Origin of the sequence: Gemmobacter lutimaris (assembly GCF_003570715.1) — a bacterium.
Lineage (GTDB): Bacteria > Pseudomonadota > Alphaproteobacteria > Rhodobacterales > Rhodobacteraceae > Gemmobacter > Gemmobacter lutimaris.
This window is the reverse complement of the sequence record NZ_QXXQ01000004.1, coordinates 123,746-138,627: the sequence shown is the minus strand read 5'-3', so window position 1 is coordinate 138,627 and position 14,882 is coordinate 123,746. Positions and strand designations below refer to the sequence as shown.

The 14,882-nt window shown below is 63.0% G+C and carries 9 protein-coding genes; 5 read left to right on the top strand and 4 right to left on the bottom strand.

Annotated elements, in window-relative coordinates; all coding sequences use genetic code 11:
- The first annotated feature begins 134 nt into the window (after positions 1–134).
- Positions 135–3,887, top strand: coding sequence for a beta strand repeat-containing protein (locus D2N39_RS09075; protein ID WP_119134471.1), 3,753 nt, complete (start codon positions 135–137; stop codon positions 3,885–3,887).
- Positions 3,888–3,939: 52 nt separating this feature from the next.
- On the opposite strand, the gene D2N39_RS09070 is transcribed toward D2N39_RS09075, so the two are convergent.
- The 3 genes from D2N39_RS09070 to D2N39_RS09060 form a co-directional block, all read right to left on the bottom strand.
- Complete coding sequence (locus D2N39_RS09070) at positions 3,940–5,517, bottom strand: 2-isopropylmalate synthase (RefSeq protein WP_119134470.1); 1,578 nt, start codon at positions 5,515–5,517, stop codon at positions 3,940–3,942.
- Positions 5,518–5,725: 208 nt separating this feature from the next.
- Complete coding sequence (locus D2N39_RS22660) at positions 5,726–7,777, bottom strand: hypothetical protein (protein WP_147373462.1); 2,052 nt, start codon at positions 7,775–7,777, stop codon at positions 5,726–5,728.
- 59 nt (positions 7,778–7,836) lie between these two features.
- Positions 7,837–8,865, bottom strand: coding sequence for a lysine-2,3-aminomutase-like protein (locus tag D2N39_RS09060; protein ID WP_119134468.1), 1,029 nt, complete (start codon positions 8,863–8,865; stop codon positions 7,837–7,839).
- A 97-nt stretch (positions 8,866–8,962) separates the two neighbouring features.
- On the opposite strand from D2N39_RS09060, the gene D2N39_RS09055 reads away from it, so the two are divergent.
- Positions 8,963–9,511, top strand: a complete 549-nt coding sequence (locus tag D2N39_RS09055; protein WP_119134467.1) for a heme NO-binding domain-containing protein — start codon at positions 8,963–8,965, stop codon at positions 9,509–9,511.
- Positions 9,508–10,848, top strand: a complete 1,341-nt coding sequence (locus D2N39_RS09050) for an ATP-binding protein (RefSeq protein WP_119134466.1) — start codon at positions 9,508–9,510, stop codon at positions 10,846–10,848. The genes D2N39_RS09055 and D2N39_RS09050 overlap by 4 nt, the downstream gene beginning before the upstream one ends.
- Positions 10,849–10,882: 34 nt before the next feature.
- On the opposite strand, the gene D2N39_RS09045 is transcribed toward D2N39_RS09050, so the two are convergent.
- A complete protein-coding gene (locus tag D2N39_RS09045; protein ID WP_233557099.1) occupies positions 10,883–12,343 on the bottom strand; it encodes an MORN repeat-containing protein in 1,461 nt (486 codons plus the stop codon).
- A gap of 112 nt (positions 12,344–12,455) precedes the next feature.
- Between D2N39_RS09045 and D2N39_RS09040 the strand changes: the two genes are divergently transcribed.
- Both D2N39_RS09040 and wrbA read left to right on the top strand, forming a co-directional pair.
- Positions 12,456–14,117, top strand: a complete 1,662-nt coding sequence (locus D2N39_RS09040) for an NAD+ synthase (protein ID WP_119134465.1) — start codon at positions 12,456–12,458, stop codon at positions 14,115–14,117.
- Positions 14,118–14,225: 108 nt separating this feature from the next.
- Positions 14,226–14,819: an NAD(P)H:quinone oxidoreductase type IV gene (gene wrbA, locus D2N39_RS09035; RefSeq protein WP_119134464.1), complete on the top strand. Its 594-nt coding sequence runs from the start codon at positions 14,226–14,228 to the stop codon at positions 14,817–14,819.
- Positions 14,820–14,882: the final 63 nt, after the last annotated feature.

The following is a 14,882-nucleotide window of genomic DNA, read 5'->3' as shown; positions in this document are numbered from 1 at the left end:
TCAGCGCCGGGCGAGCGGAAATGTCCAGCCTGCGTGGTGCGTTTCTCAACCTTCAGTTTGATTGCCTACGCCCCCGGTCCATGGCAGCATCGCCGCAAATTACCGGACAAATCGGATTTCTGCGGGAGGGTGGGATGGCAGTATTCACCGGGGCGCGCGGCCCGTCATGGACGGCTGTGCTTCTGGACGAGGAAGGCGAGATCGTCGGCACCAATTTCGACGTGGACACCATCCCCGATGATGAAACCGATGTGCGGATCGGCGGCGCTGGCGCGGGCAGCCTTGCGCAGATCGTGGAACCCACGCTGGCGGCCGAGCCGCTGAACATCCGTAACCTCGACATTCAGTCCGGCGCGGTGCTGGAGGGTTACCGCTCGGATCTGACCATCAACGGCGATGTCAGCAACGCGGGCGACTGGTCTCTGCTGACCGACTACATGACCGTTCTGGGCGGCAGCATCGACAACGCGGGCACGATCTCCATCCAGTCGGATGCTGCGCAGAACAACAATTCCTCGGCGCTGCGGCTGGGGGATGGCATAACCACGCTGACCGGCGCGGGTCGGCTGGTGCTTGGCTCGCGGATGGAAGGGGGGGCGTCGAACAGCCTTTCCACGCAACTGACCGGCATGGACGGCGATGCCGGGCTTGCGGTGCTGGTGAACCACAGCAGCATCGAGGGCGCGGGCACCATCGGGTTCAACAGGAACCTCGGCGATCCGGGCGGCGATCTGGTGCTGCACAACGCCACCGGCGGGCTGGTCGATGCCAATGTCGCCGGGGTGCGGCTGCATCTTTACAGCGCCGATGTAACCGAGGCGAACCCGACGACCAATGCAGGGATCATGCGGGCCACAGATGGCGGGATTCTCTATCTGCAAGTGCCGGTGCTGGAACAGACCGCTGGCGCCGAACTGCGCGCGGACGGCGCGGGATCGCTGGTGAAGCTCCATGACGGGCGCATCGCCGGGGGTCATCTGGCCACCACGGACGGCGGGCGGATCGAGACGGCGAATTTTTACTCCACGCTGGACGGCAGCACCAGTGCGGGCGCACTGACTATCGACAGCGGATCGGTGGTGCGGGTGACGGGGACGCTGGAGTTGCGCGGCCCGATCATGAATCAGGGCACGATCCAGCTTGACGGTTACAGCGGCCGGATTGCGGCCCGAAATGTCACGCTCAGCGGTGGTGGCGAGGTCGAAATGGCCTTCGATGTGCCCTCGGGCACGCAATACCGCGATGCGCTGATCCAGGGCACCGACCAGAACGCGACGGGGCGTCTGATCAACGTGGACAACCTGATCCATGGCTCTGGCCAGATCGGCCGACAACAGGCCCCCATCGGGATGGGCCAGTCCGAAGCCATCCGCCTGTCGCTGGAAAACCGCACCGACGGGATCATCGCGGCCGATGAGGTAGGGTCTTCTCTGACGTTGCAGGGGCTGGAGAGCTTTCGCAACGCCGGGCTGATGCGGGCCGAAGCAGGGGCCACGCTGCGCATCTCGGCAGGTGCTGGCGGTGTGGCTACCGGCTATGTGGACGAATCTCAGGTCCTGAACAATCAGGACGGTCTGCTTCTGGCTACCGGCACCGGATCGTTGGTCGAGCTTCTGGGCAACACCCGGACCATGACGGTCGAAGGTGGCACGCTTGAGGGACGTTCGGGCGGTGAAATCCGGCTGATGAACGCCAATGCGGTGCTGGACGGCAGCACCGCGCGCGGTGCGGTCACCCTTCTGGGCGACATCCGTGTGCAGGGCGGCGGCACGCTGACCGGCCGGATCGACAACAAGGGCGACCTGCATTTTGATAGCGACCGTCCGCAGCGCCTGCTGATCGAGGGCACCGCGCAACTGGGCGGCAAGGGCGAGGTGCTGCTGGCCGAGACCGGCACCCCCGGCAGCGAGATCCGGGGGGCCACGCAAAGCGGCGAGGCAACGCTTGAGAACCTCGACAACTGGCTGCATGGCGCGGGCACACTGGGCAGCTTCTGGGCTGGCTCAGGGGCCACGGGCTATTTCCGTCATGGGCTGTCGCTGACCAATGCCAATGCGGGCCGGATCAGCGCCGATCAGGCGGGCCAGACGCTGCGGCTGGAGGGGCTGACCACCTTCCGCAACGACGGGCTGGCCGAGGCGATGAACGGCGGCAGGCTGCAACTCGCCGTGGGGAGAGATGCTTCGGGCCAAGATGCCGACATGGTGATCGACAATCGGGGTGGCACCCTGCGTGCCTCAGGGGCCGAGGCGCGGGTGGAACTTGCGGGCGGCACCGCCAGCCTGACCGTGCAGGGCGGCACCCTTGCCACCGTGAAGGGTGGGGAAATCCTTGGCCTTGGCGGCGCGGTGCTGGACGGCAGCACCGAGGCGGTCAAGGTGCAGGGCACGTTCCGGGTGATGGGCACCACCACCCTGCGCGGCGAGATTGCCAACAGCGGCCAGATCCGTTTCGACGACAGCAGCGGAACCCGGCTGGGTATCCATACTAAAGGGGCCGCGCTGACCGGCAGCGGCAGTCTTGTCCTCGACGGGCTGACGGGCCAGGACAGCCTGACCGGCAGCGGCGCAAGCGTGGCCACGCTGACCAATGCCAGCACCATCCTCGGTGGTGGCTTCATCGGTTCGCTGGCGGGCAGCGGAGAGCTGAAGCTGGTCAATGCCGACGGAGGCACGATCCGCGCCACGGCGGGCCAGACCCTGACACTCGACACCGGGCGAACCCTTCGCAACGATGGATTGATCGAGGTGCGCGGCGGCACGCTGGACCTGCATGACGATCTTACAGGCAGCGGTCGGCTTGGCGTTGCGGCCGGAGGCACGCTGATCCTGAACGGGGACGCCAACGATACAACCACGCTCAGCGGGACCGGCACGGAAACCATCCGCACCCGCGATGTCTGGGCCACGGAGGCAAGCTTCCGCATCACCGGCTTCGACACGGGCGACCGGCTGGAACTGGGCACCGCCCATACCTTGGGTGCCGATGGACACTACGAGGATTTCAGTTTTTCCGCCAAAGGTCTGTTCCGTTACGATACCGGCGCGGGGCTGCGCAGCTTCACCCTCTCGGGCCTGTCGAAAACCGAACTGGCGATCGAGGTCAGCGGCGGCGCAGCCACGCTGGTCGGCATGAAGGTCACACGCGGCGGCGGTGGTGACGATGTCATGGCAGGCAGCAAGGGCGACGACCGGCTGATGGCTCTGGCCGGGGCGGATACCTTCCGTTCATCCGCCGGGAATGACATTTTCGACGGCGGAGCCGGAACCGATCTGGTCAGCTATGCCAAGGTGAAGACCGGCGTGACAGTCGCGCTGGGGGCCGGAAGCGCCGACGGGCAGGCCAGCGGCAAGGGGATCGGCACCGACATCCTGCGCGGGATCGAGCATGTCGCCGGCGGCAGCGCCGCCGACAGCCTGACGGGCAACGGCACTGCCAACCGGCTGGAGGGCAATGGCGGCGGCGACCGGTTGGAGGGTCTTGGCGGTGCCGATACGCTGCTGGGCGGCTCGGGCAATGACCGACTGACCGGCGGAACGGGCAAGGATGTGCTGACCGGCGATGCGGGGGCGGATGTCTTTGTCTTCGACGCCGCGCTGAAGAAGGGGAATGTTGACCGGATCACCGATTTCGACACGGCCGCCGACAGCATCGCCCTTGCGGGCAGCGCCTTCGGGGCGCTGGGTGGCAGCCTTTCCGGCGATGCTTTCAAGATCATCGGCATTTCCGGTGCAAGGGTCGATGCCGACGACCGCCTCATCTATGACAGCGGATCGGGCGAATTGTTCCTTGATGCCAATGGCAGCGGCGCGGGTGCGCGCAAGCTGATCGCGCTGATCGGCGCGGGGCTTGATCTGACCGCCGGGCATTTCGACCTGCTGACCTAATGCAAAAGGGCGCCGGTTTCGCACCGGCGCCCCCTTTGTCGCGGCCCGCCGATCAACCGGCGTCGCGGTAATCCACCGTCTTCACATCATCGCCGGGGTTGGATTTCTTCCGGCGTTCGATCAGGCGGTTGATCGCATTCACATAGGCCTTGACGCTGGCCACAATCGTATCGGTATCGGCCGACTGGCCGGTGGCGATGCGCCCCTCTTCCTCGATCCGCACTGAAACCGTGGCCTGCGCATCGGTGCCTTCGGTCACCGCGTGCACCTGATAGAGTTGCAGACGCGCCTTGTGGGGATAGAGCATCTTGACGCAGTTGAAGGCTGCATCCACCGGGCCGTCGCCGGTGGCGTCGATCGAATGTTCCACCCCGTCGATGGTCAGCGTCAGCTCCGCCTCCTGCGGGCCCTCGGTGCCGCAGATCACCCGCAGGCGTTTCACCTGAATGGTGTCATGCGCCTCGTTGGTATCGGCATCCTTCACCAGCGCCAGCAGATCCTCGTCATAAACCTCTTTCTTGCGGTCGGCCAAAGCCTTGAAGCGCACGAACAGATCATTGAGCTGGTTGTCAGCCAGTTCGACGCCCAGCTCCTTCATCTTGGCCCGCAGCGCGGCGCGGCCCGAATGCTTGCCCATGGCGATGTTCTTTGCCGTCAGACCGATGCTTTCGGGGCGCATGATCTCGAAGGTTTCGACGTTTTTCAGCACGCCATCCTGATGGATGCCGCTTTCATGCAGAAACGCATTCTTGCCGACAATCGCCTTGTTGAACTGCACCGCAAAGCCCGAAACGGTGGAAACCCGGCGCGACAGATGCATGATCTTCGTCGTGTCGATGCCGGTGGCATAGGGCATGATGTCATTGCGGACCTTCAGCGCCATCACCACTTCTTCCAGCGCCGCATTGCCCGCGCGCTCGCCTAGGCCATTGATCGTGCATTCGATCTGCCGTGCGCCGGCCTCGACTGCGGCGAGGCTGTTCGCCGTCGCCATGCCCAGATCATTGTGGCAATGGGTCGAGAAGATCACCTCGTCGGCGCCCGGCACCCGCTCCAGCAGCATGCGGATCAGATCGGCGCTTTCGCGCGGCGCGGTATAACCCACGGTATCGGGGATGTTGATGGTGGTGGCGCCCGCCTTGATGGCGATTTCCACCACCCGGCACAGATAATCATGCTCGGTCCGCGTCGCATCCATGGCCGACCATTGCACATTGTCGCACAGGTTGCGGGCATGGGTCACCGTGTCATGGATCCGCTCGGCCATCTCGTCCATGGTCAGGTTCGGAATGGCGCGGTGCAGCGGCGAGGTGCCGATGAAGGTGTGGATGCGCGGCGAAGCGGCGTGTTTCACCGCTTCCCAGCAGCGGTCGATGTCCTTGAAATTCGCCCGGCTCAGCCCGCAGATCGTGCTGTTCTTGGCGCGTTTCGCGATTTCCGTCACCGCGTTGAAATCGCCTTCCGAGGCGATGGGAAAACCCGCCTCGATCACATCGACGCCCATCTCGTCCAGAAGACCGGCGATCTCCAGCTTCTCGTCATGGGTCATGGTGGCGCCCGGCGATTGTTCGCCATCGCGCAGGGTGGTGTCAAAAATCACGACGCGGGGTTGTGCGCTGCTGTCGGTCATGTGCTTGTCCTTGAGAATTCTGGTGCTTCGATCCCTGGGTGCTGGTCACCTCCGAGCGGTCGCACCCGAAGGCACGCTCAGAGGCAGCTAAGGAGAAGCAGGCCACGGGCGGCCGGGGCGCACAGCGGCGCGCAGGAAATGATATGGAAGCCCGTGTTCATGGGGCCGGACTATAACGGCCGAGACGGGAAAGAAAAGAGGAAATGCACTAGTCCCGGTCCTTCTGCATGATCCCGGTAATCGCCGCCACCCCCAGCGCCGAGACCAGCCAGCCCATGCCTTGCAGGAGCCAGCGCGCCCACCAGAGCCGATACCCGTCGGGCCCGCGGTCCCTTGACGGCTGCCATGCGTCGGTCTGCCCGATGTCGAGGATCGGCACTACCAGATCCAGCCCCCATGCATAGCGGTTGAAGGATTCCCAATCCTGCCCCGCCGCGCCTTTTGAGGACCATGCCTCGGCCGGGTTCGGCGTCTCCAGTTGCGCAAGCCAGCCGTCGGAGACCAGCATGACATCCGAATTGGGGGCGAAATCGCCGTTGATCCAAGCTAAATGCGCCAGAAGTGTCGAAATTGTCCACAAGACAATCATCCAAGCCAGAGCTCGCCATGGGTCATGCCCGTAACCAACAATAAGCCGCGACAGACCATCTCCAACCAATCGGCCCCAAAATTTAACTTTCGCCAACGGCTTCTTAAATATCGCAGGCGAGGTCTGCACCTCGACATCAAAAGCTTCTTGACGGCTTTCCTCACCCAGCGTCACTTCGCGCTGAAAAAGAACACGTCTTGCTGACCTTTTGTGCCCCATCGCAGCCAAGACTTTAGCAAGTTGAGTATAAGGTTGAGGCGAACATGTTCCAGAATCTCGCACGCCCTTTTCCACCCACTCCAAACGCTTTGCGACATCTAGAGATGACCCAACAAATCCGTCGTACGTAAAGCCATCAATGTCCAAATCACCGCTTATCATTTCCCAACTTTTAAAATCATCTTCCAAGTTCGCAACATGGGCAGAAGAGAACGAAACACTTCCATGAACCTTATTCAATTTACGGAAAAACAATGAATGCGCAACATTCATACGCTTTGCGCTGAGCGCACGCCCACCACAACCATCAAGCACAGCAACCCTAAGGCATAGCTGCGCACCTATTCTTGCCTCATCAAAAACAACTGCGCCCCTTGAAAGGGAATTTGTCAAAAAAACACCACTGCCAACATTAATAGATTGAAAATTCAGGGCTTCAGCCACGCATATGGCGCTAGACCTCCTAGGAAAATCCTTCCCTAGAGGAAAGAAATTCTCTTGATCCGCATACACTTCTGCCTCATTCAACTTCAGTTGCGCGCAAACTTTAGCACCACGCAGAGAAATGGGTCCAATACTAATTACATTGGTCAGATTTAAACTTTGCCCCACGTCGAGATAACTGGCATTCAGAGAAAAATTGTCACCTCCAACCAACACGCTGCCGGTTGCGCTTATATTTCCCTTGACACACGAACTATTTAATCCGACTCCACCAAGAGCCCAAAGATCGTCCAGAAAAAGACTTTGGCCAATCCGGAGCCTCTGCCCATTTATCGCCTTACTTGCGCCTAGCACAATAGATTCAGCGCAGGTTAGCTGACCGTTGATCTTGCCCCCCATTAACACAATAGATCCAAAAACGAAAACCTTTTTCAACAGCACACTACCTTCAACACTTATACCCTGAGCATTTATTGCCTTTCCCCTTTCCATGTCCCTATTGAAAATATAGGAATCATTCAGCACAAGTTGTCCGCCAATGCTTGCTCCAACAAAATCAACCGTCTCACTGGATCTCAGGTCACGCAGGTATACACTTCCTCGTACCAAAATTCGCTCGGCAAGCAGTCCGGGAAGTTTACAACCGTCAAGACAAAATTGATCCAACTTCGCTTGAGTTAAATTAGGCCTCTTATCAAAATTACACTTCTCCAATCGCAATCTTCCACGGCATGTAGTGAACCGCAAATCCAATTCACCGACGATCCATGCGCCTTTAAGCCACACACCACTTTCATGAAGTCCACACCTTTCCGTTCCACCCAGTATCAGAAGGCGTATAATTCGAGCCCGAACTGTATTCTCATGGGAAGCGACCTGCGGACACGTATTACTTATGTCTGCAATGCCGCCCTCCTGACAGGCTTTGATTAGCCGCCGTTCCGCCTCGGTCGGCTCATAGCCGTTCTCGGGGTCCAGAAACGCGGCGACAGAGGGGATACGGGGCATGGCGGACCTCACTTGCACCCCATAGTTGTGGCGCGGCGCGGGTCAGCCTGCAAGCGGTGTCAGTCGCGCGCCGGGTCGGCATAGAGATGCACCCCGCCCAGCCGGTCCGTCACCCACCATTCCCCCGGCGCGACCTCCTCCGCCATGCCCGACGTCAGGGCGATCTTGCCCGCGCCACCCGGAATATCCAGCACATAGGCCGGCAGCGCGAGGCCAGAAAGGCGGCGTTTCAGCTCGCCCATCAGCGCGCGGCCCTCGGCGATGGTGGTGCGGAAATGGCTGGTGCCCTCGGCCAGATCGCAGTGATGCAGGTAGTAAGGCTTCACCCGGTTGCGGATCAGGGTGCGGAACAGCGCCTCCAGCGTGTCGGCATCATCATTCACGCCGCGCAGCAGCACCGATTGCGAGAACATCGCAACCCCGGCGCGGTTGAGCCGCCGCAGCGCGGCCCGCGCGGGTTCGCCCAACTCATCAGGGTGGTTGGTATGGATCACCAGATGCACGGGCTTCTCACGGTCCAGCACCGCGAGCATCGCCGCATCCATCCGCTCCGGCGCGACCACCGGCACCCGGCTGTGAATGCGCAGGGTTTCGACATGCGGCACCGCCTCCAGCCGGTCGAGCACGGCCCCCAGCCGCCGCGCTGACAGGGACAGCGGATCGCCGCCGGTCAGGATGACCTCGCGGATCGCGGGCGTGGCGGCGATATAAGCCAGCGCCGCGTTCAGATCGGCCGCGGGCAAGGCGCCCGCCGCCCCCACCGTCTCGCGCCGGAAACAGAAACGGCAATAGACCTCGCAGGTCTGGGTGACGGCAAGGATCACCCGGTCGGGGTAGCGATGCGTCAGGCCCGGCGCCGGGCTGAAGGCACGGTCACCGATCGGGTCGGCGCGCTCCTCCGGCCGGATCAGCAGTTCCGCCACATCGGGCACGAATTGGCGCGCGACACCCGCCGACCCGGCCTGCGCCTGCATTTCGGGGCTCAGCCGGATGCGAAACCGCTCCGCCACGGAATCCAGCGCCGCCGAAGGCTCCACCAGCCCCGCCGCTGTCAGGTCACTCACAGTGGTCAAAGCCTTCATCGCCATCGCCCTTTTGGAAAGCCCGGCGAAATGCGCGCGGCTTAGCGGTTTGTCAACCTCTGCCATGCAGGACTGGGGCGGAACGCACGAAAGGGTGACGGCGATGAAGGGAATCGTTTTTGTCGAACTGCTGAAGATGGCCGAAAACCTGCTGGGCGAGGCTGCGGTGGATCAGGTGCTGGACGACACGCCGCTATCCACCGGCGGGGCATTTTCCGCCGTGGGGGATTACCCTTGCGCCGATCTGGTCGCGCTGGTCGGCGCGTTTTCCCGCGTGACCGGCCTGCCGGGCGAGGAACTGCAACGCCGCTTCGGCCACTGGATGATGAACACCTTCAAAACCTATTACCCCGCCTTCTTCGAGGACAAGCCCGATGTGCTGGCCATGCTGGAGGCGATCGAGGGCGAGGTGCATGTGGAGGTGCGCAAGATCTATCCCAGCGCCGAATTGCCGACCTTCGCCACCGAAAGGCTCGGCCCCGGCGAGTTGCGGATGGATTACAGCTCCACCCGCCCGCTGGTGCCATTCTGTGCCGGGCTGATCGAGGGCTGTGTCGATCATTTCGGCAGGCCCGCCACCATCACCACACGCGATCTTTCCACCCCCGGTCAGGCGCGGGCCGAATTCACCATCCGGCACGACATGCCATGACCGTGCTTCCGCCGCCCGATCCGGTGTCACGCCGTCGCTATGACCGGGAACGACGCGCGCGAGAAGAGGCCGAGGCCCTGCTGGAACAGAAAAGCCGCGAGCTTTACGAGGCGAATTGTGCGCTCGAAGGCCAGGCCCGCAATCTGGAAACCGAAGTGCGGCTGCGCACCGCCGATCTGGACCGCGCCCGTCAGCAGGCAGAGGCGGCGAATGCCGCCAAAAGCCTGTTTCTGGCTAATATGAGCCACGAAATCCGCACACCACTGAACGGGGTTCTGGGCATGGCCGAACTGCTGGAGCCGCTGATCGACCCGCCCGAACAGCGCGCCATGGTGGCCACGATCCGCGAATCCGGTGAAACACTGCTGCGGGTGCTGAACGACATTCTGGACCTTTCGAAGATCGATGCGGGCCACATGGAACTGGAAACCTCGGCCTTTCGCCCTGCCGATGTGGTGGCGCGGGTCGAGGCGCTCTATTCCCTGCGGGCGCAGGAAAAGGGGCTGTCCTTCGCCATCCTCGCCAGCGCCGATGCCACGCGGCTGCGGCTGGGCGATCCGCATCGTATGGCCCAGATCCTGCACAACCTGCTGGGGAATGCGATCAAGTTTACCGAAACCGGCGAGATCCGCGTGCTGATGACCTGCCCGCCGGGGCGGCCCGTCACGCTGGATGTCACCGATACCGGCATTGGCATGACCGCAGACCAGCTTGCCCGCATGTTCGAGGATTTCCAGCAGGCCGACCCCACGATCACCCGCCGCTTCGGCGGCACCGGGCTGGGCATGGCCATCGTCAAGAAACTGGTCGGGATGATGGGGGGCGAGGTCAGCGCGCAATCGCAACCCGGCTTCGGCACCCGCATCCGCGTGACCCTCCCATTGCCAGAGGCGGAGGAGAACCACGCCGCCGCGCCGGAGCCTTCGCCCGACCTGCCCCTGCACCGGCTTGCCGGTTTGCGGGTGCTTGCGGCCGATGACAATGCCACCAACCGCAAGATCCTCGCGGCGATGCTGGCCCCCTGCGGGATCGCGGTCGATCTGGTCTGTGACGGGCGTCAGGCCATTGCGCGGGCGACAGAAAAGCGGTTCGATCTGATCCTGCTGGATATTTCGATGCCGGTCGTGGATGGCGTCACCGCCCTTCATGCGATCCGCGAAGCGGAACGGGCATCCCGCCAAGCCACCGTGCCCGCACTGGCCATCACCGCCAATGCCATGCGCCATCAGGTCGAGAATTACGCCGCGCAGGGTTTTGCCGGCCATGTGGCAAAACCCTTTTCACGGCAACGGCTGCTGTGGGCGCTCTGTCAGATTGCGGAGGCCGGGAATGGTTGACCCGTTCCCCCGCGATGTCGTTTTCGTGCGTGGCTCAGTTCCCGGTTACGGCGGGGGCCGCATCAGGTGCCGACCCGGCGGGGGCAGGTTCAGGCGCGGCGACCAGAATTCCGTTCAGCCACTGACCGGCACTTTCCCGGCCATTGGCGTAACGCAGCGCGCCCTGCCCTTCGCGCCGCCCCTTGACGAAGGCGCCTTCATAGACGTCACCATTGGCATAACGTGCGATGCCCTGACCAGTCATCTCGCCCGCCACCCAGTCGCCTTCATAGCTGAAGCCGTCGGCCATGGTCATCCGGCCCTTGCCTTGCCGCGCCCCATCGACGAAACCGCCGGAATAGGTCGCGCCATCCGCATAGGTCGCGGTGCCCTCACCCGTGCGCTTTCCCGCCACCCAGTCGCCTTCATAGCGATAGCCGTCGGGCCGCGTCAGCACGCCTTTGCCCTGTGCCTGCCCATCGGCAAAGGCACCTTCGTAGACCGCGCCATCGGCATAAGTTGCACGACCCTGCCCCGCGATTTCGCCCGCGACCCAATCGCCTTCATAGCCCGATCCATCGCCATAGGTGATGCGCCCGCGCCCTTCGGGCTTGTCCGCCCTGAAGGCCCCTTCATAGACCGAGCCATCGGCATAGGTCATCCGCCCGGCCCCTTCCATCCGCCCGGCCACCCAGTCGCCATCATAGCTGTAGCCGTCGGCTGTGCGGAATACGCCCTTGCCGTCACGCTGATCGCCCTTGAAGCCGCCTTCGTAGACCGACCCGTCCTTGTAGGTCATCTTGCCACGACCCTGCCGCTCGCCGTCGACGAAAGCCCCTTCATAGACAGATCCGTTGGGCTGGGTCAGCTTGCCCAGCCCGTTGATCTGCCCCTTGGCCCAGTCGCCTTCGTAAATCAGGCCGTCGGGCATGCTGAGCCTGCCCTTGCCGTCGCGGCTACCCGCCTTCATGCCGCCGTCATAGACGGTGCCGTCCGGGTAGGTCAGCTTGCCCTGACCGTCTTTCATCCCCTTGAGCCAGCCGCCTTCGTAAACCGCCCCCTCGGCCGAGGTCAGCCTGCCTTGCCCCTCATGCACGGCATCGACGAAATCCCCCTCGTAGACCGAACCGTCAGCATAGCGCGCGATGCCCTTGCCGGTGATCTTGCCATCCGACCAGTCGCCTTCATAGGTGCTGTTGTCGGCATAGGTGATCTTGCCCTTGCCGAAGGGTTTTCCCCCCAGAAAATCGCCCTCATAGACCGAGCCATTGGGATAACGCGCGGTACCGCGGCCGCGGATCTCGCCCTCGACCCATTCGCCGCTGTATTCAAACCCGTTGGTCAGGCGGTAGGTGCCCTGCCCGTGCTGTCGCCCGTTGAGGAACTGCCCCTCGTAGACCGAACCGTCATCATATTGCTTGACCAGCACATCGGATGTGTCCTGCGCCGCGACCGGCAAGGCCAGAACCACCGCCAGCCCCGCCGCGCCCATGCCCATCCCGAACCGCTTCCGCATCCTCGCCCCCCGGATCCTTGTGCCGCTTCCTCCTTTTCCTTGGCCGTCAGTCTGCTAGAAAGCAAGACAAATCCTCGGGACGCTGCTCCCGCTGCCAGACGGAGAGCCGCCCATGGCCGCAGACCGCTTTCGCCTGACGCTTGCCCAACTGAACCCGGTTGTGGGCGATATTGCAGGCAATGCCGCCAAGGCCCGCGCCGCCTGGGCCGAGGCGAAGGCCGCAGGCGCCGACATGCTGGCGCTGACCGAAATGTTCATCACCGGCTATCAGACGCAGGACCTTATTTTGAAGCAGGTCTTTGCCGATGCGGCGGAGGCAGCGATCCTGTCGCTGGCCGCCGATTGTGCCGACGGTCCGGCCATCGGCATCGGTGGCCCCGCGCGGGTGGGCAAGCGGCTGCACAATGCCTGGTGGGTGCTTCAGGGCGGCAAGCTGGTGGCAAAAGTCCTGAAACACCATTTGCCGAACAGCGACGTTTTCGACGAAAAGCGTATCTTCTCGCCCGCCGATGTCTCCGGCCCCTATCGCATCGGGCCGGTCCGCATCGGCACGCCGATCTGCGAGGATGCCTGGCACCCCGATGTGGCCGAAACGCTGGCCGAGACCGGGGCCGAGATCTTGCTGGTTCCCAATGGCTCGCCTTATCACCGGGGCAAGCCCGACCTGCGGCTGAACCTGATGGTGGCGCGGGTGGTCGAGACCGGGCTGCCACTGGTTTACCTCAACATGGTGGGCGGGCAGGACGATCAGGTTTTCGACGGCTCCAGCATGGTGTTGAACCCCGGCGGCACGCTGGCGGTGCAGATGCCGCAATTCGATACCTGCCTGACCCATGTGGATTTCACGCGCGGGCCCGAGGGCTGGCGCGCCGAACCCGGCCTGATCGCCGAAATCCCCCGCATCTGGGAGGCGGATTATCGTGCCTGCGTCATGGGCTTGCAGGATTACATGGCGAAGACCGGCTTCCGCAAGGTGTTGTTGGGCCTGTCGGGTGGCATCGACAGCGCTATCGTCGCCACCATCGCCGCAGATGCGCTGGGGCCAGAGAATGTGCGCTGCGTCATGCTGCCCTCGGCCTATACGTCGGAACATTCACTGGAGGATGCGGGCGAGGTCGCGCGCAATCTGGGCTGCCGGCTGGATACCGTGCCGATCGGCGGGGCGCAGGCAGCAGTGGGCGAAGCACTGGCCGATCTGTTCACGGGCGCCGAACCGGGCATCACCGAGGAAAACGTGCAAAGCCGGTTGCGTGGCCTGATGCTCATGGCGCTGTCGAACAAGTTTGGCGAGATGCTGCTGACCACCGGCAACAAATCCGAAATGGCGGTGGGCTATTGCACCATCTATGGCGACATGAATGGCGGCTACAATCCGATCAAGGATATGTACAAGACCCGCGTGTTCGAAACCTGCCGCTGGCGCAATGACCATCATCGCCCGTGGATGAAAGGCCCGGCGGGCGCGGTGATCCCCGAACGGGTCATCACCAAACCACCGAGCGCCGAATTGCGCCCCGACCAGAAAGATCAGGACAGCCTGCCGCCCTATGAGGTGCTGGATGCGATTCTTGACGGGTTGGTAGACCGTGAGCTTTCAGTGGCTGAAATCGTCGCGCAGGGGTATGATCACGCGACCGTCAAGCGGGTAGAGCATCTGCTCTATATCAGTGAATACAAACGCTTCCAGTCGGCGCCCGGTGTGCGGCTGACCCCCCGCGCCTTCTGGCTGGACCGCCGCTATCCCATCGCCAACCGCTTCCGCGATCCGGGCTGAACCCGGTTCCGTGCATCAGCGAACATCCGCCCTGCGGCCGCACCGAATGGGCGTAGGGCCACCGGCGTCCTATGTTAGCGGCATAATCGCACCCGACAGGAGGACAGGATGACCGCCGTCAAGCTCGCAATCGTGTTTTACTCGACCTATTCGACCAACCTTCAGATGGCCCGCATCGCCGCCGAGGCAGCCGAGGCTGCAGGGGCCGAGGTCCGTCTGCGTCGTGTCGCCGAAACCGCACCGGCCGAGGTGGTGAACGGGCAAGAGGCGTGGAAAGCCACGCTGGACAAGATGCAGGACATTCCGGTGGCAACACCGGAGGACATGGAATGGGCCAATGCCTATCTGTTTTCGGCCCCCACCCGCTTTGGCCAGGCGCCCTCGCAGATGCGCGCCTTCATCGACACGCTTGGCGGGCTGTGGTTCAAGGGCGCGCTGTCAGGCAAGCCGATCAGCGCAATGACTTCGGCGCAGAACCCCCATGGCGGGCAGGAGGCAACGATCCTCGGCCTTTACACCACCTTCGCGCATTGGGGTTCGATCATCGTGCCGCCGGGCTATACCGATCAGGCGATTTTCGCGGCGGGCGGCAATCCTTATGGCTACAGCCATACCCAAGGCAAGGATTTCGATGACAATGCGAAAGCCGCCATCGGCCATCAGGCGCGTCGTCTGGTCGATGTCGCCGCGAAGCTGGGCTGAGCGGCCGGGGTTTTCCGTAAAACTTTTGCTAATTCCCTGATCAGGGAATTTTGGGGCGGCGCT